The organism is Hydrogenothermus marinus (assembly GCF_003688665.1).
In the GTDB taxonomy this organism is placed as follows: Bacteria; Aquificota; Aquificia; order Aquificales; family Hydrogenothermaceae; genus Hydrogenothermus; species Hydrogenothermus marinus.
The window spans coordinates 41,127-60,230 of record NZ_REFO01000014.1; the positions used below are offsets into that span (position 1 = coordinate 41,127).

The 19,104-nt window shown below is 28.2% G+C and carries 27 protein-coding genes and 1 tRNA gene; 15 read left to right on the forward strand and 13 right to left on the reverse strand.

Annotation, left to right across the window (positions count from 1 at the left end):
- Positions 1–10 precede the first annotated feature (10 nt).
- Positions 11–769 carry a DUF481 domain-containing protein gene (locus CLV39_RS07195; protein WP_121923567.1) on the forward strand — a complete coding sequence of 253 codons (759 nt, stop codon included), beginning with the start codon at positions 11–13 and terminating at the stop codon, positions 767–769.
- 12 nt (positions 770–781) lie between these two features.
- Entirely contained in the window at positions 782–1,216 is a 435-nt protein-coding gene (locus CLV39_RS07200; RefSeq protein ID WP_121923568.1) for a universal stress protein, read from the forward strand.
- Here CLV39_RS07200 and CLV39_RS07205 read toward each other — a convergent pair.
- On the reverse strand, positions 1,196–1,786 hold the full coding sequence (locus CLV39_RS07205) for a DedA family protein (RefSeq protein WP_342769310.1): 591 nt from the start codon (positions 1,784–1,786) through the stop codon (positions 1,196–1,198). The genes CLV39_RS07200 and CLV39_RS07205 overlap by 21 nt on opposite strands.
- A 17-nt stretch (positions 1,787–1,803) precedes the next feature.
- Positions 1,804–2,307 (reverse strand): CPBP family intramembrane glutamic endopeptidase, encoded by a 504-nt coding sequence (locus tag CLV39_RS07210; protein ID WP_121923570.1) that lies wholly within the window; start codon positions 2,305–2,307, stop codon positions 1,804–1,806.
- Positions 2,308–2,318: 11 nt separating this feature from the next.
- On the opposite strand from CLV39_RS07210, the gene CLV39_RS07215 reads away from it, so the two are divergent.
- The 3 genes from CLV39_RS07215 to CLV39_RS07225 are packed head-to-tail and all read left to right on the forward strand — an operon-like array spanning position 2,319 to position 4,244.
- Complete coding sequence (locus tag CLV39_RS07215) at positions 2,319–2,897, forward strand: UbiX family flavin prenyltransferase (RefSeq protein WP_121923571.1); 579 nt, start codon at positions 2,319–2,321, stop codon at positions 2,895–2,897.
- Complete coding sequence (locus CLV39_RS07220; protein WP_121923572.1) at positions 2,887–3,762, forward strand: tyrosine-type recombinase/integrase; 876 nt, start codon at positions 2,887–2,889, stop codon at positions 3,760–3,762. The genes CLV39_RS07215 and CLV39_RS07220 overlap by 11 nt, the downstream gene beginning before the upstream one ends.
- Before the next feature lie 53 nt (positions 3,763–3,815).
- Positions 3,816–4,244, forward strand: coding sequence for a hypothetical protein (locus tag CLV39_RS07225; protein WP_121923573.1), 429 nt, complete (start codon positions 3,816–3,818; stop codon positions 4,242–4,244).
- Here the strand turns inward: CLV39_RS07225 and CLV39_RS07230 are convergent.
- Positions 4,241–4,429 (reverse strand): tautomerase family protein, encoded by a 189-nt coding sequence (locus CLV39_RS07230; protein WP_121923574.1) that lies wholly within the window; start codon positions 4,427–4,429, stop codon positions 4,241–4,243. The genes CLV39_RS07225 and CLV39_RS07230 overlap by 4 nt on opposite strands.
- 60 nt (positions 4,430–4,489) lie before the next feature.
- Here CLV39_RS07230 and CLV39_RS07235 point away from each other — a divergent pair, with 60 nt between their 5' ends.
- On the forward strand, positions 4,490–4,699 hold the full coding sequence (locus CLV39_RS07235) for an NADH-quinone oxidoreductase subunit B family protein (RefSeq protein ID WP_245960348.1): 210 nt from the start codon (positions 4,490–4,492) through the stop codon (positions 4,697–4,699).
- Between the two features lie 2 nt (positions 4,700–4,701).
- Here CLV39_RS07235 and CLV39_RS07240 read toward each other — a convergent pair whose 3' ends face one another.
- From CLV39_RS07240 to CLV39_RS07275, 8 genes are all read right to left on the reverse strand, one after another.
- Positions 4,702–5,652, reverse strand: coding sequence for a glycosyltransferase family 9 protein (locus tag CLV39_RS07240; protein ID WP_245960349.1), 951 nt, complete (start codon positions 5,650–5,652; stop codon positions 4,702–4,704).
- Positions 5,653–5,654: 2 nt separating this feature from the next.
- Positions 5,655–5,975: a tetratricopeptide repeat protein gene (locus CLV39_RS07245; protein ID WP_121923575.1), complete on the reverse strand. Its 321-nt coding sequence runs from the start codon at positions 5,973–5,975 to the stop codon at positions 5,655–5,657.
- Positions 5,968–6,711: a creatininase family protein gene (locus CLV39_RS07250; protein ID WP_121923576.1), complete on the reverse strand. Its 744-nt coding sequence runs from the start codon at positions 6,709–6,711 to the stop codon at positions 5,968–5,970. The genes CLV39_RS07245 and CLV39_RS07250 overlap by 8 nt, the downstream gene beginning before the upstream one ends.
- On the reverse strand, positions 6,701–7,006 hold the full coding sequence (locus tag CLV39_RS07255; protein ID WP_121923577.1) for a ComEA family DNA-binding protein: 306 nt from the start codon (positions 7,004–7,006) through the stop codon (positions 6,701–6,703). Before CLV39_RS07255 ends, CLV39_RS07250 begins: the two co-directional genes overlap by 11 nt.
- Entirely contained in the window at positions 7,003–8,169 is a 1,167-nt protein-coding gene (locus CLV39_RS07260) for a DNA double-strand break repair nuclease NurA (RefSeq protein WP_121923578.1), read from the reverse strand. The genes CLV39_RS07255 and CLV39_RS07260 overlap by 4 nt, the downstream gene beginning before the upstream one ends.
- 45 nt (positions 8,170–8,214) lie before the next feature.
- Positions 8,215–9,642 (reverse strand): type I glutamate--ammonia ligase, encoded by a 1,428-nt coding sequence (gene glnA / locus CLV39_RS07265; protein ID WP_121923579.1) that lies wholly within the window; start codon positions 9,640–9,642, stop codon positions 8,215–8,217.
- A gap of 37 nt (positions 9,643–9,679) precedes the next feature.
- Positions 9,680–10,018, reverse strand: a complete 339-nt coding sequence (locus CLV39_RS07270) for a P-II family nitrogen regulator (RefSeq protein WP_121923580.1) — start codon at positions 10,016–10,018, stop codon at positions 9,680–9,682.
- Positions 10,019–10,147: 129 nt separating this feature from the next.
- Positions 10,148–11,581, reverse strand: a complete 1,434-nt coding sequence (locus CLV39_RS07275) for an aldehyde dehydrogenase family protein (protein ID WP_121923581.1) — start codon at positions 11,579–11,581, stop codon at positions 10,148–10,150.
- A gap of 65 nt (positions 11,582–11,646) precedes the next feature.
- On the opposite strand from CLV39_RS07275, the gene ruvA reads away from it, so the two are divergent.
- The 9 genes from ruvA (at position 11,647) to dtd (ending at position 18,187) form a co-directional block, all read left to right on the forward strand.
- Positions 11,647–12,189, forward strand: coding sequence for a Holliday junction branch migration protein RuvA (ruvA, locus tag CLV39_RS07280; RefSeq protein WP_121923582.1), 543 nt, complete (start codon positions 11,647–11,649; stop codon positions 12,187–12,189).
- 36 nt (positions 12,190–12,225) lie between these two features.
- On the forward strand, positions 12,226–13,170 hold the full coding sequence (gene cysM, locus CLV39_RS07285; RefSeq protein ID WP_121923583.1) for a cysteine synthase B: 945 nt from the start codon (positions 12,226–12,228) through the stop codon (positions 13,168–13,170).
- A gap of 101 nt (positions 13,171–13,271) precedes the next feature.
- The gene (locus CLV39_RS07290; protein WP_121923584.1) at positions 13,272–14,573 is read left to right on the forward strand and encodes a (Fe-S)-binding protein; all 1,302 of its coding nucleotides are present in this window, start codon (positions 13,272–13,274) and stop codon (positions 14,571–14,573) included.
- A 47-nt stretch (positions 14,574–14,620) separates the two neighbouring features.
- Positions 14,621–14,704: transfer RNA gene (locus tag CLV39_RS07295), tRNA-Leu, on the forward strand.
- A 179-nt stretch (positions 14,705–14,883) separates the two neighbouring features.
- On the forward strand, positions 14,884–15,300 hold the full coding sequence (speD, locus tag CLV39_RS07300; protein WP_121923585.1) for an adenosylmethionine decarboxylase: 417 nt from the start codon (positions 14,884–14,886) through the stop codon (positions 15,298–15,300).
- 79 nt (positions 15,301–15,379) lie between these two features.
- Positions 15,380–15,808, forward strand: a complete 429-nt coding sequence (locus tag CLV39_RS07305; RefSeq protein WP_121923586.1) for a pyridoxamine 5'-phosphate oxidase family protein — start codon at positions 15,380–15,382, stop codon at positions 15,806–15,808.
- 2 nt (positions 15,809–15,810) lie between these two features.
- Entirely contained in the window at positions 15,811–17,130 is a 1,320-nt protein-coding gene (gene trmFO, locus CLV39_RS07310; protein WP_121923587.1) for an FADH(2)-oxidizing methylenetetrahydrofolate--tRNA-(uracil(54)-C(5))-methyltransferase TrmFO, read from the forward strand.
- A gap of 83 nt (positions 17,131–17,213) precedes the next feature.
- Positions 17,214–17,744: a YceD family protein gene (locus CLV39_RS07315; RefSeq protein WP_121923588.1), complete on the forward strand. Its 531-nt coding sequence runs from the start codon at positions 17,214–17,216 to the stop codon at positions 17,742–17,744.
- Complete coding sequence (gene dtd, locus CLV39_RS07320; RefSeq protein ID WP_121923589.1) at positions 17,741–18,187, forward strand: D-aminoacyl-tRNA deacylase; 447 nt, start codon at positions 17,741–17,743, stop codon at positions 18,185–18,187. The genes CLV39_RS07315 and dtd overlap by 4 nt, the downstream gene beginning before the upstream one ends.
- Before the next feature lies 1 nt (position 18,188).
- On the opposite strand, the gene rdgB is transcribed toward dtd, so the two are convergent.
- Positions 18,189–18,809 carry an RdgB/HAM1 family non-canonical purine NTP pyrophosphatase gene (rdgB, locus tag CLV39_RS07325; RefSeq protein WP_121923590.1) on the reverse strand — a complete coding sequence of 207 codons (621 nt, stop codon included), beginning with the start codon at positions 18,807–18,809 and terminating at the stop codon, positions 18,189–18,191.
- Positions 18,806–19,087, reverse strand: a complete 282-nt coding sequence (locus CLV39_RS07330) for a DUF503 domain-containing protein (protein WP_121923591.1) — start codon at positions 19,085–19,087, stop codon at positions 18,806–18,808. Before CLV39_RS07330 ends, rdgB begins: the two co-directional genes overlap by 4 nt.
- Between the last annotated feature and the right edge of the window lie 17 nt (positions 19,088–19,104).

A 19,104-nucleotide genomic window follows, 5' to 3' on the forward strand; every position in this document is an offset into this window, starting at 1 on the left:
GAGGAATTACATGTTAAAAAAATTAACACTAATTTCATTAATACCTTCTGTTGTTTTTGCACAGGAAGAGTGTAAATGTAAAGAAGATAACAAAGATAAAGAAAAACCACAAGAATTTTCTCTAAGCTTAGGATATGTGCAAACTACAGGAAACTCAGAAACAAATACTATAAACTTAAAATCAGACTATAAATATAAATTTGATTCAAAAAGAATTTATTTTAATTTAAATGGAATATATGGAACTTCAAAAGGAGAAAAAACTGCAGAAGAAATTTCAGGAAATTTAAGACTTGAAAAAAGATATTTACCTTATTTTGTTTTTTGGGATATAAACTATTATAGAAATCCTTTCCAAAGTTATGAGCATTCTGTTAAAACAGGTCCAGGTTTAGGTATATATTTATATGAATCAAAAAAAGCTAAGCTATCACTAGCTTATTATCTATATTATGTTTATAATAAACTCAATGCTCCAAGTCCTTTTTCTAACACTGATGAAGAAAAGTATTACTTACATAATATAGAAGAAAGATTTAAGATAAAATTTACAAAAAATTTAAAACTTAAGCAGAAATTGATATACAAGCTAACAAGTAGAAAAATGCAAGATTATTTTGTTTATTTTGAATCATCCTTAATAAATGCTTTAACAAAACATTTAGCATTAGAAATAGATTATGTAGCAACCTATCAAAATATACCTATAGAAGCAGATATAAAAAGATTAGATACAAAATTTTCTACTTTAATACAGTATAGTTTTTAAGGAGGATTAAAAATGGGATTTAAAAAAATAGTTCTTGGTTATGATGGTTCTGAGCCAAGTAAAAAAGCATTAGAAAAAGCAGTAGAACTTACTAAAGAGTTTGAAGCAGAACTTTTTATAGTTGCAGTTGTTAAACCTTTTGAGTTTGCTGCTATAGATTATATTCCTACTGAAGAGATTGAAAAGTATGAAAAAGAAGAAATATCAAAAGAAAAAACTTTTTTAAATGAAGCAGAAGAATATGCAAGAAGTAAAGGAGTAGGGCCTTTTACAAAAGTACTTGAAGGAGAACCTGCAGAAGAGCTTATGGATTTTGCAGATGAAAATGGATGTGATTTAATTGTTGTTGGATATAGAGGAAAAGGAGGATTTAAAAAGCTACTTCTTGGAAGTACTGCAGGAAATCTTGTAAAATATGCAAATCAATCAGTTTTGATTGTTAAGTAATTTTGCTCTTACTTTATAAATAAATAAAGCAAGAGTTCCTATTAAAAATATAACTCCAACAGCAATAAAATAGTATTCTTTGGCTTTCCCAAAGAATACTTCTGCTGCTTTTCCAAATAAATAGCCTAAGTAAATATATAAAGTAGCCCATATAAAAAGAGAAATTATATTGAAAAATAAGAACTTAAATGTGTTAAATCCAGTTGCTCCCATTAAAACCATAGGAACAATTCTCATCCCATACATAAATCTAACTATAAAGATAGATATTACTCCATATTTTTCTATTAACTGCTTTGCTTTTCTATATTTTCTTCTTGTATAGTTATTTTTTAATAAAAGCTCTCTTCCTTTCCATTTACCAAGAAAAAAATATATTAGCTCATGGAATAAAGCACCTAACATTGATATAATTAAAGATATATAAGGATGTAAATATCCAAGTTTTACAAAAAATCCAACAATTAAAAGGAATATCTCACCTTCTAAAAATGTACCTATGAAAACAGCAATATATCCATAATTTTGTAAAAAATGCTCTACGGATTCTATCCTGCTACTCCTCTGTATTTATTTTCTTATCTATTTTATATTAAAAACTCTATTAAAAATAGTTGGAAAAACATATTTGAAAAGAAGTGAAATATAGAAGATGCCCATATAGATTTTGAGTAATAATAAAGATAACCAAAAATTATAGAAGGAAAAAATGTTAAAACAGATAATATAGAAAAACTTAAAATAAGATGAGGCAAAGAAAATAAAAAAGAAGTAATAATTATAGCTAAATGATTATTAAATCTTTTTGAAAGTTCATTTTGGATATATCCTCTAAAAAATATTTCTTCAGCAAAAATTTGTGGAAACTGATTTAATAAAGAAAATGAAAATCCAGACAAAAATGGAAAATAAATAATTGAAGCTAAAAGGCCATAAATGAAGCCTTTAATCTTAAATAATCCAAATTTCTCAAAATTATAAAACCATAAAGGTAAAATTAAGATAAAAAAAGAAATATAATAAAAGTATGGATAAAGTTTTGCTAAAATTAAACTTATAACTAAAGTAAAATAAAAAATTAAAAAGTTCATAAAGGTATTATATGAAAAAATATGTAGTATGTATAACTGGAGCAAGTGGTGTTATATATGGTCTTAAAATAGTAGAGGTTTTATCAAAAAATAATATTGTTTATCTTTTAATATCTGATAATGGATACTTAGTTTTAGAAAGGGAACATGGAATAAAAAAAACAGAGATAAAAAATTATTTTAATGAAAATGTAAAAATAAAAAATGTAAAAGATATGTCTTCTACATTAGCATCAGGTTCAAGAATTATAGAAACAGAAGGAGTAATAATTGCACCTTGTTCTATGTCAACTCTTGGAGCTATTGCAAATGGAGTAAATTATAATCTAATACATAGGGTTGCAGATATTGCTTTAAAAGAAAAGGTTAAACTTTATTTGCTTGTAAGAGAGATGCCATTTTCATTAATACATATAAAAAATATGGAAAAGCTTTTAAAAGCAGGAGCTATAATTGCAGCTGCATCGCCGGGATTTTATCATAATCCTAAAACAGTAGAAGATATAGTAAATTTTGTAGTAGGTAAAGTATTAGATAGTTTTAATATTAAACATAATCTTTATAAGAAATGGAGAGAAAATGAAGATTAGCGAATGTGCAGAGCTTTATCTTTCATATATTGCAGATAAATCAGAAAATACAGTAAAAAACTATAAAATAGATTTAAAACAGTTTGCAGAAGTTGTAAAAGATAAAGATATTGAAGAAATAACAAAAGCAGATATTGCCAAATTTAGAATGGTGCTACAATCCAAAAAATTAAAATCTTCAACAATAGCAAGGAAACTTGCATCTTTAAACTCTTTTTTTCAGTACTTAATAGACCTTGACTTAATCTCTTCATCACCAATAACTAAATCCCATAGACCTAAAATAAATAACAAAATACCATCCTCACTTACATATGAAGAAGTAAAGAAATTAATAGAAAAAACAGATAATCTTATGGACAGAGTAATAGTTAAATTATTTTTAACTACAGGACTTCGTTCTTCAGAACTTCTTGGAATAAAAAGAGAAGATATAGTAATAGAAAGAGATGGAAAGATTTACAATATAGACTTTGTGTTAGAAGATATAAAAGAAACAGATATAGCTTTTATAAAAATCTTAGGAAAAGGAAATAAAGAAAGACTTGTTCCAATTTCAGGAGATACTTTAAAAGAGTTTACTGAATATTTAAAAAAGTATGATGTTAATCCTGTTTTCCCTATATCTTATATTATGCTATGGAGAAGAATAATAAATCTTGGTAAAAAAGCAGGAATTTATCTTCATCCTCATAAATTAAGACATACTGCAGCAACTTTAGCCTTACAATCAGGAGCAGAATTGAGGGTTATTCAGGAACTTTTAGGTCATGCCTCACCTTTAACAACAGCAAGATATGCAAAAGTAAATCGAAAACAATTAGTAGAAATTACAAAAAATTTATCTAAAACTATAATGGAATAAATTTATTTTATAATATAAAATTAATTATTAAATGAAATTTGAGGTTAATAGATATGTATGAGAAAAGATTGCAAGAAAATCCTTTTATGACAAATTCAAAATTTTTACAAGAGTTTAAAGAAGAAACAGAGCTTGATAGAATATTAAAATTTTTAACTGTTCCAGGCAGAAGTGGAATATATATATCAAGAATAGAAATACAAAAATTAGCAAAAGCTATTGGTGTAGATGTACCAGTAAAAGAAAGAAGAGAAATGTTAAAAGATATTTTTATATATGCAAAACAGATGAATAAAACAATAGATTTATTAAATACAATTATTGATTTTATAGATTATAAAATAAGCCAGTATAAAGAGGTTGAAGACAATTTCCCTTCAAGTAAAGTAATTACTGAAAGATGGATTAAAAAAGCAGAAAAAGCTAAAGCCATAGTAGAAAATATGAGAAAAGAGGCAGAACTACTTAAAGACATATATTAATCTTTATCTGAAAGGAGTTTACCTCCTTTTGCCCAGTTTTCTCTTTCTACTTCATCTATTACAATATAAATTGCTTCTGGTGGCTTATTAGCAACATCTTGTAAAACTTTAGTAATACCTTCTACTATTTTCTGTTTTTGCTCCTTAGTCAATTTACCTGCAACTTTAACATTTACATAAGGCATTTAATCCTCCTGAAAGTTTTTTTATTTTTATCATTAAGTATTATATAGTATAAAGCTGTAATGAAAGCTTATAAAAATGTCCCTGAACCTAAATTTGTAATAGCTGTTGGAGATTGTGTTTTAGATGGAGGAGTATTTAAAGGAAGTTATGCAATTATGGATGGTATAAAAGATAAACTTCCTGTAGATATATGGATAAAAGGCTGTCCACCTGAACCTATAGATATAATTTCTGGACTTTTAAAACTTTTTGAAAATATAGAAAAATAAAACTATACATATTTTTTAACTTCTTTTAAAACCATTTCAGGAGTTATAGCTTTAAAACATCTATAATCTTTATATTTACACTCTTTTTTCCCATGTAAATCACAAGGTTGACATTTTAAATCTGCAAACAAAAAACTTCCTTCATCTTCTAAAGGATAAAATCCAAAATAAGGATGAGTAGCACCATATATCATAATAACCTTTGTCCCAACTGATCTTGATAAATGAGCTATTGCACTATCATTACTTATTGTAAGTTTTGCTTTTGATAAAACTGCTAAGGACTGTCTTAAAGATAATTTTCCTCTTAAATCTAAAACATTTTTATATTCATTTTTATCTTTTTCTAAATCTTCTTTTGAACCTACTAAAACAATATTTTCATTTAAATTTTCTATTACTTGTTTAAAATATGGATAAATTTTACCTTTATATCTTGCTCCTGTTCCTATAGCTATAAAATTTTCAGGTATCTCTATATTTGGAAAATCTTTTTCATCTAATATAAGCTTTGGCTTATAATCTCCTTTTATATTTAAATTTTCTAAAGGTTTAAGATATGCTTTTAAAACATTAAAATTTTGAAGATTTACAAAATTTTTTAAAAAAGGCTTTATTAATAATCTTCTTTGTAGCGATTTTTTATTATACCTTAATGTTTTTATACCTGAAAAAAAAGAAATTAAAAAAGTTCTTAAATTTGAATGAAGATCAAGAATTAAGTCAAAATCTTTTAAACTTTTTGAAAAACTTTTTATATCCTTTACCGTTTTTAAATCTTTTTTATTTAATCCTACAAGCTTTTCTATTCTATAATCTTTTTCAAAAAGGGTATCAAAAGGTTTGAAAGTAATAAATGTTATTTTATAACCTTTTTCATATAAAGGCTGTAAAACTACAGAAGATAATGCTACATCTCCTAAGGAAGAAAATCTAATTACTGCTATTTTCAAGTTTATAACATACTCTTAAGTTGTTCTATTTCTTGTTGAAATTCAGCTACCATAGTTGGATGATTATACTTAGTTGCTTTTTCTATTCCTCTTTCATAAGCCTCTATTGCATTTTCATAATCTCCAAGATTTACATAACATTGAGCTAAGGTTCTATATCCTGCACCTTCATCATCATGTAAAGCTAAATACTTTTTTAAATATATAATTGCATTTTCATAATCACCTTGTTTGTAATATTCCATTGCAAGACCATATAATCCAAGAGGATTATTTGGATCCTTTTCTAAAGCCTTTTTTAATGAATTTATTCTATCACTCATTATTAACTCCTTTTTCTAAAATCTTTTTTATTTCTTCAATTGTAGTTCTAACTGCTTCTTCTAATATTATTTTCCCATATTTTTCTTTTGCAAGCCAAGAGGCTGATTCCATTCTTCCATCTGGATAGATGTTTTTAAACTCATATCTATTTAAAGGCCAGTAAGTATTTGGCTTTTCTATATCTTTTTCTAATTTTGGCTTTATTTTAAAAGCTTCAGGTCTTAAATATTTTGTAATTGATATTTCAGAAGGTGTTGCATGATGTCCTTCTTTATCACCAAATAAATCATAAACTAAGTCTTGAACCTCTTTCAATAAAAACCAAGATATTATTGCATAAATTCCTTCTTTATTTTCATATTTAAGTTGATCAAAAGCAGTTTTAACTGGATTAATATTTCCACCATGTCCATTTATAAATATTATCTTTCTAAATCCATGTTCTAAAAAAGAAGAAACAATCTCTTTAATCAGATTAATATAAGTAATTGGCGATAAAGTGGCTGTTCCGGAAAAAGCCATATGATGCTGAGACATACCATAAGGAAGTGTTGGTGCAACAACTACTTCTATTCTTTTTCCTACTTCTCTTGCTACTGCTTCTGCTGTAATAAAATCTGTTCCAATTAATCCATAAGGGCTATGCTGTTCAACAGAACCTATAGGAATTAAGATAATATCTTTTTCTTGTAGATAAGCTTGCACCTCTACATAAGACATATTTTCAAGTAGCATCTTTCACCTTTATATATTCTTTAAATTTTTTAAAATTTCTTAAAAATTTTAACTGATTAATATTTTTAATATAACCTTTTTTATCTCTAAGCTTTATGATATTTTCAGCTGTTTTCTTGCCAATATATGGAATAGATATTAGCTGATTTAAGTTTGCTTTATTTATATTCACTAACAAATCTTTTTTTGTATATTTGTTAGATGGCTTAAAGAAAGTATAACTAAAAATTATTGCTGTAAAAATTACTAAAAATAAATTGATTTTGTATTTTTGAAACTTTGCAATATCTATCATATAAGTTCTTCTCTGCCTGTAAGCTCATTTTGCAAACCAAGAATAATCTCTATATTTTTCATATCTTCATTTGTAATTCTTACCTGTTTATCTGCTCTAATAAGATAAAATGGATAACTCCCTGAAGCTAAATAATTAAGATAATCTAAAATCTCCTTAGGATTTACAGTTTCTCTATTTGGATTTTCATAAACTTCAATTAAAGATATTGTTCTTCCTATGTTATATTTAGCATAAAAATACTTTATTGTAATATCTTTTAAAGCAGATGCTATTTTATTTTCAAGCTTTTCAAAAACTTCTGAAAATTCCCATTCTTGGGTTTTTTGTTTTGCTTTACTTTCAAAAGATATTGTTATTGGCTCTGTATATCCTGTATCTCTTATAAATTTATGTAGTATTCTAATATCTGGAATTGATCTATTAAAAAGCTCTGTATCTGTTGATGTTTTAGCAACTCCTATAACAAGAGGATTATGCTCAAGTCCATAAAAAAGCTCATATAAAACAAGTAGATACTCAAAATAAACAAGTTTTGATAAAAATGCTTCTAAAATATCTCTTCTTGGCTTTTCATTAAGTCTTTCTTTAATCTGCATCTGTGCTTTAATTTGTATCTCTTCACTAAAGGAAGTAATATCAAAATCAAAGAGCTTTTCTTTTATATCTTTTATTAAACTACCTGCTGCATTTGCAAGTTCTCCACCAAACTCTTTATCAATAAACCAGTTTGTTTTTGGTGGTGGAACAATAAATTTTGATGATAAGGTTCCATCTATTAAAAGTAAATCTGCTTTTTCTTTGTTTGCAAGTTTTACAATTGATTTTAACTCTGATAAAAACATTAAAAGTCTAAAATAGCTATCTGCTTTTTCTGTAATTTTTATTACAGATATATTTATATCTCCAACTAATTCTTCTATTTTTTTTCCATTTTTTTGTCCATAAGAAAATCCTGAAACTGCATAAAGATAAAATCCAAGATAATGTTTTTTATTTATACTTCCATCTTCTCCTATGGCAAATATTTTTTTCTTTGTTGGTTGATAACTATTCCATTTTTCTAAAACTTCTTTTTCTGAGATATTTTCTGAAATTTTAGGAATTAATTCTGATAACTGATTTTGAAGCTTCTTAGCTTTTTTTAAAATTTCTGGATGCATATATCTATTTTATCAAAAAAAGCCCCATTAAGGGGCTTTAGATTATTAGATGTCGTAGTAAAGTTCAAACTCTTTTGGATGAGGTACAAGTCTTATTGCATCTACTTCTGCTTGTTTTGTTTCAATCCACATATTTATAAAATCTTCATCAAAAACGCCGCCTTTAGTTAAAAATTCCATATCTTCTTTTAATGCATCTATTGCTTCTTGGAGTGAACCAGGCATAGAAGGAACATCCGAAAGTTCTTCAGGAGTCATTGAATAAATATCTTTATCTAAAGGTTCTCCTGGATGGATTTTATTTTCAATACCATCAATTGCTGCCATTAATAAAGCAGTAAATGCTAAGTATGGATTTGATGATGCATCAGGGAATCTACATTCTATTCTTTTAGCTTTTGGTGATGCAGAACCCATTGGTATTCTTATAGCTGCTGATCTATTTCTTGCAGAATAAGCAAGTCTTACAGGTGCCTCAAATCCAGGTACAAGTCTGTGGTAAGAGTTTGTTGTTGGATTTGTAAATGCTGCTATAGCTTTTCCATGTTTTATAATTCCACCAATAGCATAAAGAGCTATTTCAGAAAGTCCTGCATATCCATCACCTGCAAAAAGGTTTTCATCTCCTTTCCATATTGAGAAATGAGTATGCATACCAGAACCATTATCACCTGCAAGAGGTTTTGGTAAGAAAGTTACAAATTTTCCATGTCTATATCCTACATTTCTTAAAACATATTTGTATTTTAATACATTGTCTCCTGTAGTAATAAGCTCATCAAATCTAAAGTTTATCTCTCCTTGTCCTGCAGTACCAACTTCATGGTGTTCCCTTTCTACAGTTATACCAACTTCTTCAAGAGTTTTTACCATATCTCTTCTAATTTCTGCTGTTTTATCAAGTGGAGGTACTGGGAAATATCCTCTTTTATAAGGAGTTTTATATCCAAGATTTGGCATCTCTTCTCTACCAGTATTCCACCAACCTTCAATAGAATCTACTTCATAGTAAGAATGATTAGAACCATTGCTAAATTTAATATCATCAAAAATGAAGAACTCAGCTTCAGGTCCAAAAAATGCTATATCACCAATTCCTGTTGATTTTAAGAACTCTAAAGCTTTTGCTGCTATCTGTCTTGGATCTCTGTTATAAGGTTCTTTAGTAATTGGATCTACAACAGAGCATACAAGAGAAACAGTAGGATCTTCAATGAATGGATCAATAAATGCAGATTTTGGATCAGGGATTAAAAGCATATCTGATTCTTGGATACCTTTCCAACCTCTGATAGATGAACCATCAAAAGGAACTCCTTCTTCAAAAGTTTCTGATGAAAACTCATGGGAAGGAATAGTTAAATGTTGCCATTGCCCAAAAGGATCTGAGAATTTTAAATCAATAAAAACTATACCTTTTTCTGAGATAACTCTCATTACATCATCTGGTGTTTGGCATTTGATCATAGCCATATAAATAACCTCCTAAAAATATTATATTTTAATATTATTAAACTGCTTCAGGACCTCTTTCTCCTGTTCTTATTCTTATAGCATCTTCTACAGGAATAATAAATATTTTTCCATCTCCAATTCTTCCTGTTCTTGCTGCATTCATTATTGTTTCAACAACTTTTTCTACCATTTCATCATCTACAACTAATTCAATTTTTAATTTTGGTAAAAAATCTATTACATACTCAGCTCCTCTATAAAGCTCAGTATGTCCTTTTTGTTTACCAAAGCCTTTTACTTCACTAACTGTCATTCCATGAATACCAATTTCTGTTAAAGCTTCTTTTACTTCTTCTAATTTGAAAGGTTTGATTATTGCTTCTATCTTTTTCACTTTCTATCCTCCATCTTTTTACTTTATTTTATAAATCAAATTTTATGCCAGTTTTTATTTAAATTTTTCTAATTTTTTCTTACAAAGTTGCACAAAATTTATTCAAAATTAAATATTTTTGCACAAAAATTATGCATTTAAATCAAATATTACTGTTTTTATTTCTGTATAATCTTCTATTGCAAATTTAGGCCCTTCTCTACCTATCCCGCTTCCTTTAACTCCTCCATAAGGCATATGATCTGCTCTAAATGTTGGTATATCGTTTATTATAACACCACCAACTTCTGCATTTTCAATAAATTTCCATGCATTTTTTATATTATTTGTAAATACTCCAACTTGAAGGCCATAATTTGTTTTATTTACAAGTTTAATAGCTTCATCTATATCTTTAAATCTTTTTACAGTAACAACTGGTGCAAAAGCTTCTTCATAAAATAGTTTACTATCTTCTGCTACATCTACTATTAAAGTTGGTTGAAATACTGTTTTATCTTCAGCACATGCAATACCACCTTTTACAAGTTTAGCACCTTTTTCTACTGCTTCTTCTATCCATGATCTTATTCTATTAACTTCATCTACTGCAATTACAGGTCCAACATCTGTTCTTTCATCCATAGGATCACCAAATTTTAGTTTTGAAACTTCTTCTTTAAGAATTTCTTGAAACTTATCTGCTACTTTTTCATGTACTAAAATTCTTTGTACTGATATACATACTTGTCCTGCTATTGCAAAACCACCAAGTACTGATTTTTTAGCAGCCACTTCAAGATTAGCATCTTCATCTACAACAACTGCTGAGTTTGAACCAAGTTCTAATACTAATTTTTTTAATCCTGCTTGTTTCGCTATAATTTCACCAACTTTTAAACTTCCTGTAAATGAAACAACTCTTACATCTGGATTTGTTGTCATTTCTTGTCCTACATCAGCAAATCCTGGGATAATAGATACTGCTTCTTCAGGTACTCCTGCTTCTAAAAATATTTCACAAAGCATTGTTGGAGAAATAGGTGTTCTTTCTGAAGGTTTTAATATAAACGGACATCCTGCAGCTATAGCAGGGGCTATTTTATGGGCTGTAAGATTTAATGGAAAATTAAAAGGTGTAATACATGCTACTATGCCGGCAGGCTCTCTAAAGTAAAAACCTTTTTTACCTTTTCCATTTGGTGATGCATCCGTAGGAAAATATTCTCCTCCTATTCTTTTAGCTTCTTCTGCTGAAAAAGTAATTGTATTTATGGCTCTATCTACTTCTGTTCTTGCCTCTCTTATTGTTTTTCCTACTTCATAAACAATCGCTTTTGCTATTTCTTCTTTTTTATTTTCTAAAATATTTGCCGCTTTTAAAAGTATTTTATATTTTTCATAAGCAGTTAATTTTTTTAGTTTTTCAAGTCCAATTTTTGCTTTTTCAATAGCTTTTTTTACATCTTCTGGTGAACCTTTTGGCACTTGTCCTATTTTTTTTAGAGTATATGGATAAATTACATCTATCTTTTCTTCTTTATTTACAGGCTTACCACCAATATACATTGGAAAGTCATACATAATTAAACCTCCAAAATTTATTATTTATTTTAAAATAAATATAAAAATATATAAAGGTATTTTAATTGCTTGATTATATTATAGGAAATATAGTAGAAATTTTAGAGGATTCAGTAATTATAGAAACAAGTGGATTTGGCATTAAAGTACATACTCCTCATAAATTTTCTAAAGGAAAAGAGAAAATATATACTCATCTTGTAATAAAAGAAGAAAATATTAAACTTTTTGGATTTAAAGATAGAAAATCAAGAGATTTATTTTTAAAGCTTATAGATGTTAAAGGTGTTGGAGTAAAACATGCATTTTCAATATTAAAAAATCTATCAATAGAAGAAATTTTCAATATTATAGAAAATCAAGATATAAATTCCTTATCAAAAATCCAAGGAATTGGTAAAAAGACTGCATCAAGGATCATTTTAGAACTAAAAGGAAAACTTAATTTTAATGAAAATGAACTCATTAATGAAGCAGTAGATGCATTAATATCCTTAGGTTTTGAAAAAGATAAAGTAATAAAAATAGTATCTCAAATATCTAAAAATACAAAAGATATAGAAAGTATAATAAAGCTATCCCTTCAAAAACTTTCAGAAAAAGGATAAAATAAAGTTATAACTAAACTACAAGGTGAAAAGATAGTGTGGATTTTAGGAAACCATGATGAGCCTGTAAGGAAAACAAGAAATTCTATAATAGAGCTTGTTGGAAATACTCCTTTAGTAAAACTTGAAAAATCTCTTCCAGATGATATAAAAAACAAAGATGTTCATATATTTGCAAAACTTGAAAGTTATAATCCAGGTGGCTCTGTAAAAGATAGGCCTGCTACAAGAATGATTGTTGAAGCTATCCAATCAGGAAAACTTACAAAAGATAAGATTATACTTGATGCAACTTCAGGAAATACAGGTATTGCTCTTGCAATGGTTGGTACTTCCTTAGGTTATCAAGTAGAACTTGCAATGCCTTCTAATGTTAGTGAAGAAAGGAAAAAGATAATACAAGCTTATGGTGCAAAAATACATTTTACTGATCCACTACAAAGTACTGATGGAGCAATTATTTATGTAAGAGAATTAGTAAAAAAATATCCAGATAAATATTTTTATATAGATCAATATAATAATGATGCAAATTGGAGATCTCATTATTATTCAACAGCAGTAGAAATATGGAAACAAACAGAAGGAAAGATAACTCATTTTATAGCTGGTATTGGAACTGGTGGCACAATAATGGGAACAGGTAGAAGGCTTAAAATATTTAATCCTGATATCCAAGTAATTGGTGTACAACCTGATAGCCCATTTCACGGAATAGAAGGACTTAAATATATAGAAACTTCTATAAAACCAGGTATTTTTGATGAAAACAGATTAGATAGAACAATGTTTATTGGTACAGATCCTGCTTATGAAAGAGCAAGAGAACTTGCAAGAAAAGAAGGAATTTTTGTTGGACAATCTTCAGGTGCCGCTTTTGAAGCAGCAATAAAAATTGCAAGAGAGATTGATAGTGGTGTAATAGTTTTCATCTGTCCAGATGGTGGAGAAAAATATCTAACAACTGCTCTTTGGGAATAGTCAATTATGACAAATCTTATAGATAATTAATATTAACATATTTATATTCTTAATATAAGATTTAAAACCCTGCATCTTTCTAACTATTGGAGGATAAATTAATGAATAAAATAGATCCAAAATTAACTATAGAACTTGCTCATCAATGTGTTAAATGCTCTGCATGTCGTTCTGTATGCCCTACATATAGTGTAGTTAAAGAAGAAAGAAGTTCTCCAAGAGGAAGACTTGCTTTAGCAGAGGCAGTAGTTGATGGTGTAATGCCTCTTACTGAAGAAATTGTAGCTCAATGGAACCAATGTGCAATGTGTAGAAGATGTGAATGGATATGTCCAAATGAAGTTGAATATAAAGAGATAATGTTTAGAGCAAGACATTTAGGTAATAAAGAACTTGGTAAAAAAGATATTGTTAAAACAGCAGTATTTACTGGTCTTTCTATGATGGGAAATGTAATTACTAAAACTGCTATGAAATTTGCTCCATCTTTAATGAATGCTTATGGAAAGTTATTTAAAAAAGAAGTACCTGAATATAATGCAGTATACTTAGATACAGGTATTCCAAAATATACAAAACTAATGCCTAAGCCTACTGCTAAACCTTTTGGATTAAGAGGAAAAGTTGTAAAACCAAAAAAAGAGAAAAAAGGGAAACTTTTATTTTTTACAGGATGTATGATTGACGCTTTTTATGGAAAAACAGGAGAAAGTGTTTTAAAACTTATGGAAAACGCAGGATATGAAGTAGTTGTACCTGAAAATATAAGATGTTGTGGAGCTCCTCATTTATATGGAGGAAATATAGAAGCTTTTGAATCTTTAATGAAACATAATAAAGAAGAAATAGATAAATATGATTTTGATGAAATAGTTGTTGCATGTCCAACCTGTGGAGGAGCTTTAGAAGAAGAATATGGATATAAAGTTAAAAGTTTCGCTCAGATTCTTGAAGAACAAGGATATTTAACCTTTAAAGGTGAAGGTGAAAAAGTAACATTCCATTTTCCTTGCCATTCATATACTGCAATGAGTACAGATCCAAATGTATATAGAAATGTATTAAAAAATGTAGTAGATGCTGAGTATGTAGAAGGTGAAAAAGCTATGATGTGCTGTGGATTTGCAGGATATTTCTCTGTTGCAAATTATGAAGTAGCTACAGAACTACAAAAAGATAAAGTACAAGATTTAGAAAAAACAGAAGCAGAATATGTTTTAAGTGATTGCCCAGGATGTGTATTTAATATTTCAGATGGAATGTATAAACATGGAAAAGATTACAGAAAAGTTAAAGTTCAACATTTAGCTGACTATTTAGCAGAAAGATTAACAGATGAACCAATAGAAAAGAAAAAAGAGGAAAAAGAAGAAGAAAATACAGGAGTAAGTTCGGTATATTAAAAACTCCAAAAATTTTCATTAATCTGATAATATATTTAATCCTAACTGCCTGAGTGGCGGAATTGGCAGACGCGGGGGACTCAAAATCCCTTGGGCGAAAGCCCGTGCGGGTTCGACTCCCGCCTCAGGCATAACTTTCTATTTTTTATGATTAAAATACTTTCTTTTTTTTCATTATTTAAATATAATATATAATTCTCAGTAGAAAAAAACTTTTAATTAAACCTTAAAGGAGGTTTTTTATTATGGGCGCTGATAAAAGCCCGAGGATAAACTTTTTCGTAAAAAAATTTTATAAGGAGGATAGAAAATGGAAAAAACCCTCGGATTGCATATCTTAGCGGATCTTTATGGTGTAGATGGTTCTAAAATTGACCACGTTGAAGATGTTAAAGAACTCTTAGAAAATGCTGTAAAGTATGCAAATCTCTCTAAATTATCTTCTCATTTCCACCAGTTTTACCCACAAGGAGCAACAGGAGTAATCCTTCTGGAAGAATCTCATATATCAATCCACACATGGCCAGAACATGGTTATGCTGCCATTGATGTTTATACATGTGGTGGAAAAGAAAAAACATTTAAAGCTATGGAATATATAATAAAAACTTTAAAACCAAAAAGAATAGATGAAAAAGTTGCTGAAAGAGGGGTTATTCCTGTTGATCAGTATCTGACGAATATTGAAAAACTAAAGCTTGAACCTATTAGCGTAGAAGAAAAGTAAGATTATATGATATTAACCATTCCCTCTAAAATATAAAAGGAATATTATTTTTTAAAATTTTTATATGGAGGGAATGGTTATGTCTTTAAATAAAAAATTATTTGAAATTATGCAGGATTTAACCCCTACGGTTATTTCTACAGTAAAAGACGATAAGCCTTATACTACTTTTATTACGTGGGCTATTGCTAAAGATGAAAATACTGTAAGAATAGGAGTAAGTACAAACTCTCAAACAGTAGAAAATATAAGAAATAATGAAAATGTTTGTTTTGAAGTATTTGATAAAGATACTGCTTTATCAGTTTCAGGTAAAGCAAAGATATTGAAAGAAAGTATAGAAGGGATACCTTTCCCTGTAGCTATAATAGAAATTGAAGTTGAAGATATTAAAGATAATTTATTCCCAGGTGCTACTATTGAAGGTAAAATACCTTTTGTTCACACTGGAAATATTGAAAAAGCAGAAGAGTTAGATAATAAAGTATTAAAAGCTTTAAAAGAGTAAAAATGGATAAAAAAGTTTGTGTAATAGGAGCAGGATTAGCTGGAACAGAAGCTGCTTTTAAATTAGCAGAAGAAGGAATAAAAGTAGATTTATATGAAATGAGACCTATGAAAATGACTCCTGCCCATAAAACCCCTTTTTTTGCAGAAGTAGTATGTTCTAACTCTCTTGGAAGTTTTGAGATTTGTACAGGCTCAGGACTTTTGAAAGAAGAGATGAAACTTCTTGATTCTTTAATCTTAAAAGTAGCAGAAAAACATAAAGTACCTGCAGGTGGTGCTTTAGCAGTTGATAGAGTGAAATTCTCAAAAGAGATAACAGAAATTTTAGAAAATCATCCAAATATAAATGTAATAAGAGAAGAAATAAAAAAAATACCAGAAGATTATGAGTATGTAATTATTGCAACAGGACCTTTAACTTCAGAAAAGCTTTCAAAAGAGATTCAAAACTTAACAGGACAAGAGTATTTATATTTTTATGATGCAATAGCTCCTACAGTAGATGCAGAAACTGTAGATTTTTCAAAAGGTTTTTGGGCAGATAGATATGGAAAAGGTACAGGAGATTATTTCAATTGTGTATTAACTGAAGAAGAGTATGAGATTTTTTATAATGAACTTTTAAAAGGAGAACAAGTTCCTTTAAAAGATTTTGAAAGGGCAGTATTTTTTGAAGGCTGTCTTCCAATTGAAGAAATAGCAAGAAGAGGTAAAGAAACTCTTTTATATGGACCAATGAAACCTGTTGGCTTAACAGATCCAAAAACAGGTAAAAGACCGTTTGCAGTAGTGCAACTTAGAAAAGAAAATAAAGAAGGAACCTTACTTTCATTAGTAGGTTTTCAAACAAAGCTAAAATATCCAGAGCAAAAAAGAATATTTAGATTAATTCCAGCATTAAAAGATGCTACTTTTGTAAGACTGGGTTCTATACATAGAAATACCTTTATCCAATCTCAAAAGGTTTTACTTCCTACATTACAACTACGGAAAAATCCTAAAATATTTTTTGCAGGGCAAATTACAGGAGTTGAAGGATATGTTGCTTCTGCAGCAACTGGAATCCTTGCAGGAATTAATGTATCAAGATTAATAAAAGGACTTGAACCTGTTATTCCACCAACGGAAACAATGCTTGGAGGCCTTATAAACTATATTACAACTGAAAAAGATGAGCTACAGCCTATGAATCCTAATTTTGCATTGCTACCAGATTTACCAAAAAAAGTAAAAGATAAAAGAAAAAGAAAACAGCTTAAAGCAGAAAGAGCTATTAATAAAATGAAAGAGTTTATACAAACCCTCTATGTAAATACGTAATTTCACAAAAATTTTACAAAACTTGAATAAAATCCTAATTAGAATAAATTTCAGTCTGAAATAAAAAAAAGAGGTGATGTGTTATGCATTACATTTTAAATTTAAAAAATGAGTTTAAAAATAAGGAAGAAAATTTTATAGAAAAAGATTATGAAATATCTTTTAGAGATTTAGATTTACCATCTGAATACTCTTCAGATAAAGATGTAAAAATACATATGTATATAATAAAAGAGAAAGATGGATATGCTATTTCTATGGATTTTAAAAGTAATATAAATCTTGAATGTAGCAGATGTTTAGAACATTTTGATATGGATTTGTCAGAAACTTCTAATATTTTCTTGTCTAAGAAAAAACTTCAAAGCGGTGAACTTCATAAAGCAGATTTAGATATGAAATATTTAGAAGATGAAGAACATTTTGATTTAAATGAATTTGTTAGAGAAGAAATATTAGTAAAAACACCAATGAAACCTTTATGTGATGAAAACTGTAAAGGAATATGTCCAATATGTGGTGCTAATAGAAATGAAAATCCTTGTGATTGTGAGAAAAAAGAAAGAAGAAAAAACTCACCTTTTGCTAAATTAGAAAAGTTATTGAAAAAATGATAGCAGTAGTTCAAAGGGTTTTAAGCTCTAAAGTAGAAGTAGATGGAAAAGTAGTTGGTGAGATAGGAAAAGGTTTAAATATTCTTCTTGGAGTTGTTAAAGGAGATACTGAAGAAGATATTCATAAACTTGTAAATAAGATTGTAAATTTAAGAATATTTTCTAAAGACAAAGAAGGAAAAATGGACTTGTCTGTTAAAGATATTAATGGGCAAGTCCTTGTGATATCTCAGTTTACATTGGCAGGAAATATAAAAAAAGGAAGAAGGCCAAGTTTTGAAAATGCAGAAAAACCAGATATAGCTAAAAAACTATATGAAAAATTTATTGAAGAAATATCAAAACATGTAGAAACAAAAACAGGTATATTTGCGGCAGATATGAAGGTATATATTTTAAATGATGGCCCTGTCACATTTATTATTAACTCAAAAGATTTATAATCTAAAGAATTTTCTTCATTAAATCTATTAATTTTCTTACTGCTTTACCTCTATGAGATATTTTATTTTTTTCTTCTGATGAAAGTTCTGCCATTGTTTTATTATAGCCTTCAGGTATAAATATTGGATCATATCCAAAGCCTTTTTCTCCCGTAGGTTGCTTCGCTATTTCACCATAACAATAACCTTCTGTCCAGATACCAAAATCTTTAGGAATATAAAAAACTACATTACTTACAAATCTTGCTTTTCTATTTTTTTCTTCTTTTAAAAGATTTAAAACTTTTTCTATATTTGCCTTATCTTTATCTTTTGGATTTTTTATTTTCCCTCCAAAATCTATATCATAAAATCTTGCAGAAAAAACTCCCGGATAATTATTTAAAGCTTCTATTTCAAGGCCTGCATCTTCTGCAATAGTTGGAAGATTATAAAATTTTGCATACTCTTTTGCTTTTTTAATCGCATTTTCTAAAAAAGTATTTTTATCTTCTTCTATTTCTATTTTTTCTTTCATATCTTCTAAAGACAAAACATTTATTCCTAAATCTGAAAGTAAAGCTTGAAACTCTCTTAACTTTCCTTTGTTTGTAGTTGCTACTAAAACTTTATCTATTTTCATATTAGCTCCTTATGAATATTAAAATGTAATTCTGGAAAATTTGACTCAACAAAATTTATTATAGATTGCATTATTTTTTCTGTTTGTTTTTTCTCTGGTGAAACCATAACTACTGCAATATAAGCAGATTGCCATAAATCTTGATTACCTATCTCTGAAACTGAAACATTAAATTTAGATTTTAATTTCTCTTTTAAAGATCTTATTACCATTCTTTTTTCTTTCAAAGAAGTTGCATGAGGGATATAAATATCAAAAACTATACTTCCTATTACCATTTCCTTATTCTTTAATA

What these genes read in the sequence shown, in the direction of transcription:
- speD (WP_121923585.1), top strand. Translation starts at nt 14,884, where the DNA reads ATGGAAAAAACCCTCGGATTGCATATCTTAGCGGATCTTTATGGTGTA.
- CLV39_RS07275 (WP_121923581.1), bottom strand. Translation starts at nt 11,581, where the DNA reads ATGTATGACTTTCCAATGTATATTGGTGGTAAGCCTGTAAATAAAGAA.
- trmFO (WP_121923587.1), top strand. Translation starts at nt 15,811, where the DNA reads ATGGATAAAAAAGTTTGTGTAATAGGAGCAGGATTAGCTGGAACAGAA.
- CLV39_RS07195 (WP_121923567.1), top strand. Translation starts at nt 11, where the DNA reads ATGTTAAAAAAATTAACACTAATTTCATTAATACCTTCTGTTGTTTTT.
- CLV39_RS07330 (WP_121923591.1), bottom strand. Translation starts at nt 19,087, where the DNA reads ATGGTAATAGGAAGTATAGTTTTTGATATTTATATCCCTCATGCAACT.
- CLV39_RS07220 (WP_121923572.1), top strand. Translation starts at nt 2,887, where the DNA reads ATGAAGATTAGCGAATGTGCAGAGCTTTATCTTTCATATATTGCAGAT.
- CLV39_RS07245 (WP_121923575.1), bottom strand. Translation starts at nt 5,975, where the DNA reads ATGAGTGATAGAATAAATTCATTAAAAAAGGCTTTAGAAAAGGATCCA.
- glnA (WP_121923579.1), bottom strand. Translation starts at nt 9,642, where the DNA reads ATGGCTATGATCAAATGCCAAACACCAGATGATGTAATGAGAGTTATC.
- CLV39_RS07230 (WP_121923574.1), bottom strand. Translation starts at nt 4,429, where the DNA reads ATGCCTTATGTAAATGTTAAAGTTGCAGGTAAATTGACTAAGGAGCAA.
- CLV39_RS07250 (WP_121923576.1), bottom strand. Translation starts at nt 6,711, where the DNA reads ATGCTACTTGAAAATATGTCTTATGTAGAGGTGCAAGCTTATCTACAA.
- CLV39_RS07215 (WP_121923571.1), top strand. Translation starts at nt 2,319, where the DNA reads ATGAAAAAATATGTAGTATGTATAACTGGAGCAAGTGGTGTTATATAT.
- rdgB (WP_121923590.1), bottom strand. Translation starts at nt 18,809, where the DNA reads ATGAAAATAGATAAAGTTTTAGTAGCAACTACAAACAAAGGAAAGTTA.
- CLV39_RS07255 (WP_121923577.1), bottom strand. Translation starts at nt 7,006, where the DNA reads ATGATAGATATTGCAAAGTTTCAAAAATACAAAATCAATTTATTTTTA.
- CLV39_RS07200 (WP_121923568.1), top strand. Translation starts at nt 782, where the DNA reads ATGGGATTTAAAAAAATAGTTCTTGGTTATGATGGTTCTGAGCCAAGT.
- CLV39_RS07235 (WP_245960348.1), top strand. Translation starts at nt 4,490, where the DNA reads ATGAAAGCTTATAAAAATGTCCCTGAACCTAAATTTGTAATAGCTGTT.
- dtd (WP_121923589.1), top strand. Translation starts at nt 17,741, where the DNA reads ATGATAGCAGTAGTTCAAAGGGTTTTAAGCTCTAAAGTAGAAGTAGAT.
- CLV39_RS07305 (WP_121923586.1), top strand. Translation starts at nt 15,380, where the DNA reads ATGTCTTTAAATAAAAAATTATTTGAAATTATGCAGGATTTAACCCCT.
- CLV39_RS07290 (WP_121923584.1), top strand. Translation starts at nt 13,272, where the DNA reads ATGAATAAAATAGATCCAAAATTAACTATAGAACTTGCTCATCAATGT.
- CLV39_RS07315 (WP_121923588.1), top strand. Translation starts at nt 17,214, where the DNA reads ATGCATTACATTTTAAATTTAAAAAATGAGTTTAAAAATAAGGAAGAA.
- CLV39_RS07260 (WP_121923578.1), bottom strand. Translation starts at nt 8,169, where the DNA reads ATGCATCCAGAAATTTTAAAAAAAGCTAAGAAGCTTCAAAATCAGTTA.
- CLV39_RS07225 (WP_121923573.1), top strand. Translation starts at nt 3,816, where the DNA reads ATGTATGAGAAAAGATTGCAAGAAAATCCTTTTATGACAAATTCAAAA.
- CLV39_RS07210 (WP_121923570.1), bottom strand. Translation starts at nt 2,307, where the DNA reads ATGAACTTTTTAATTTTTTATTTTACTTTAGTTATAAGTTTAATTTTA.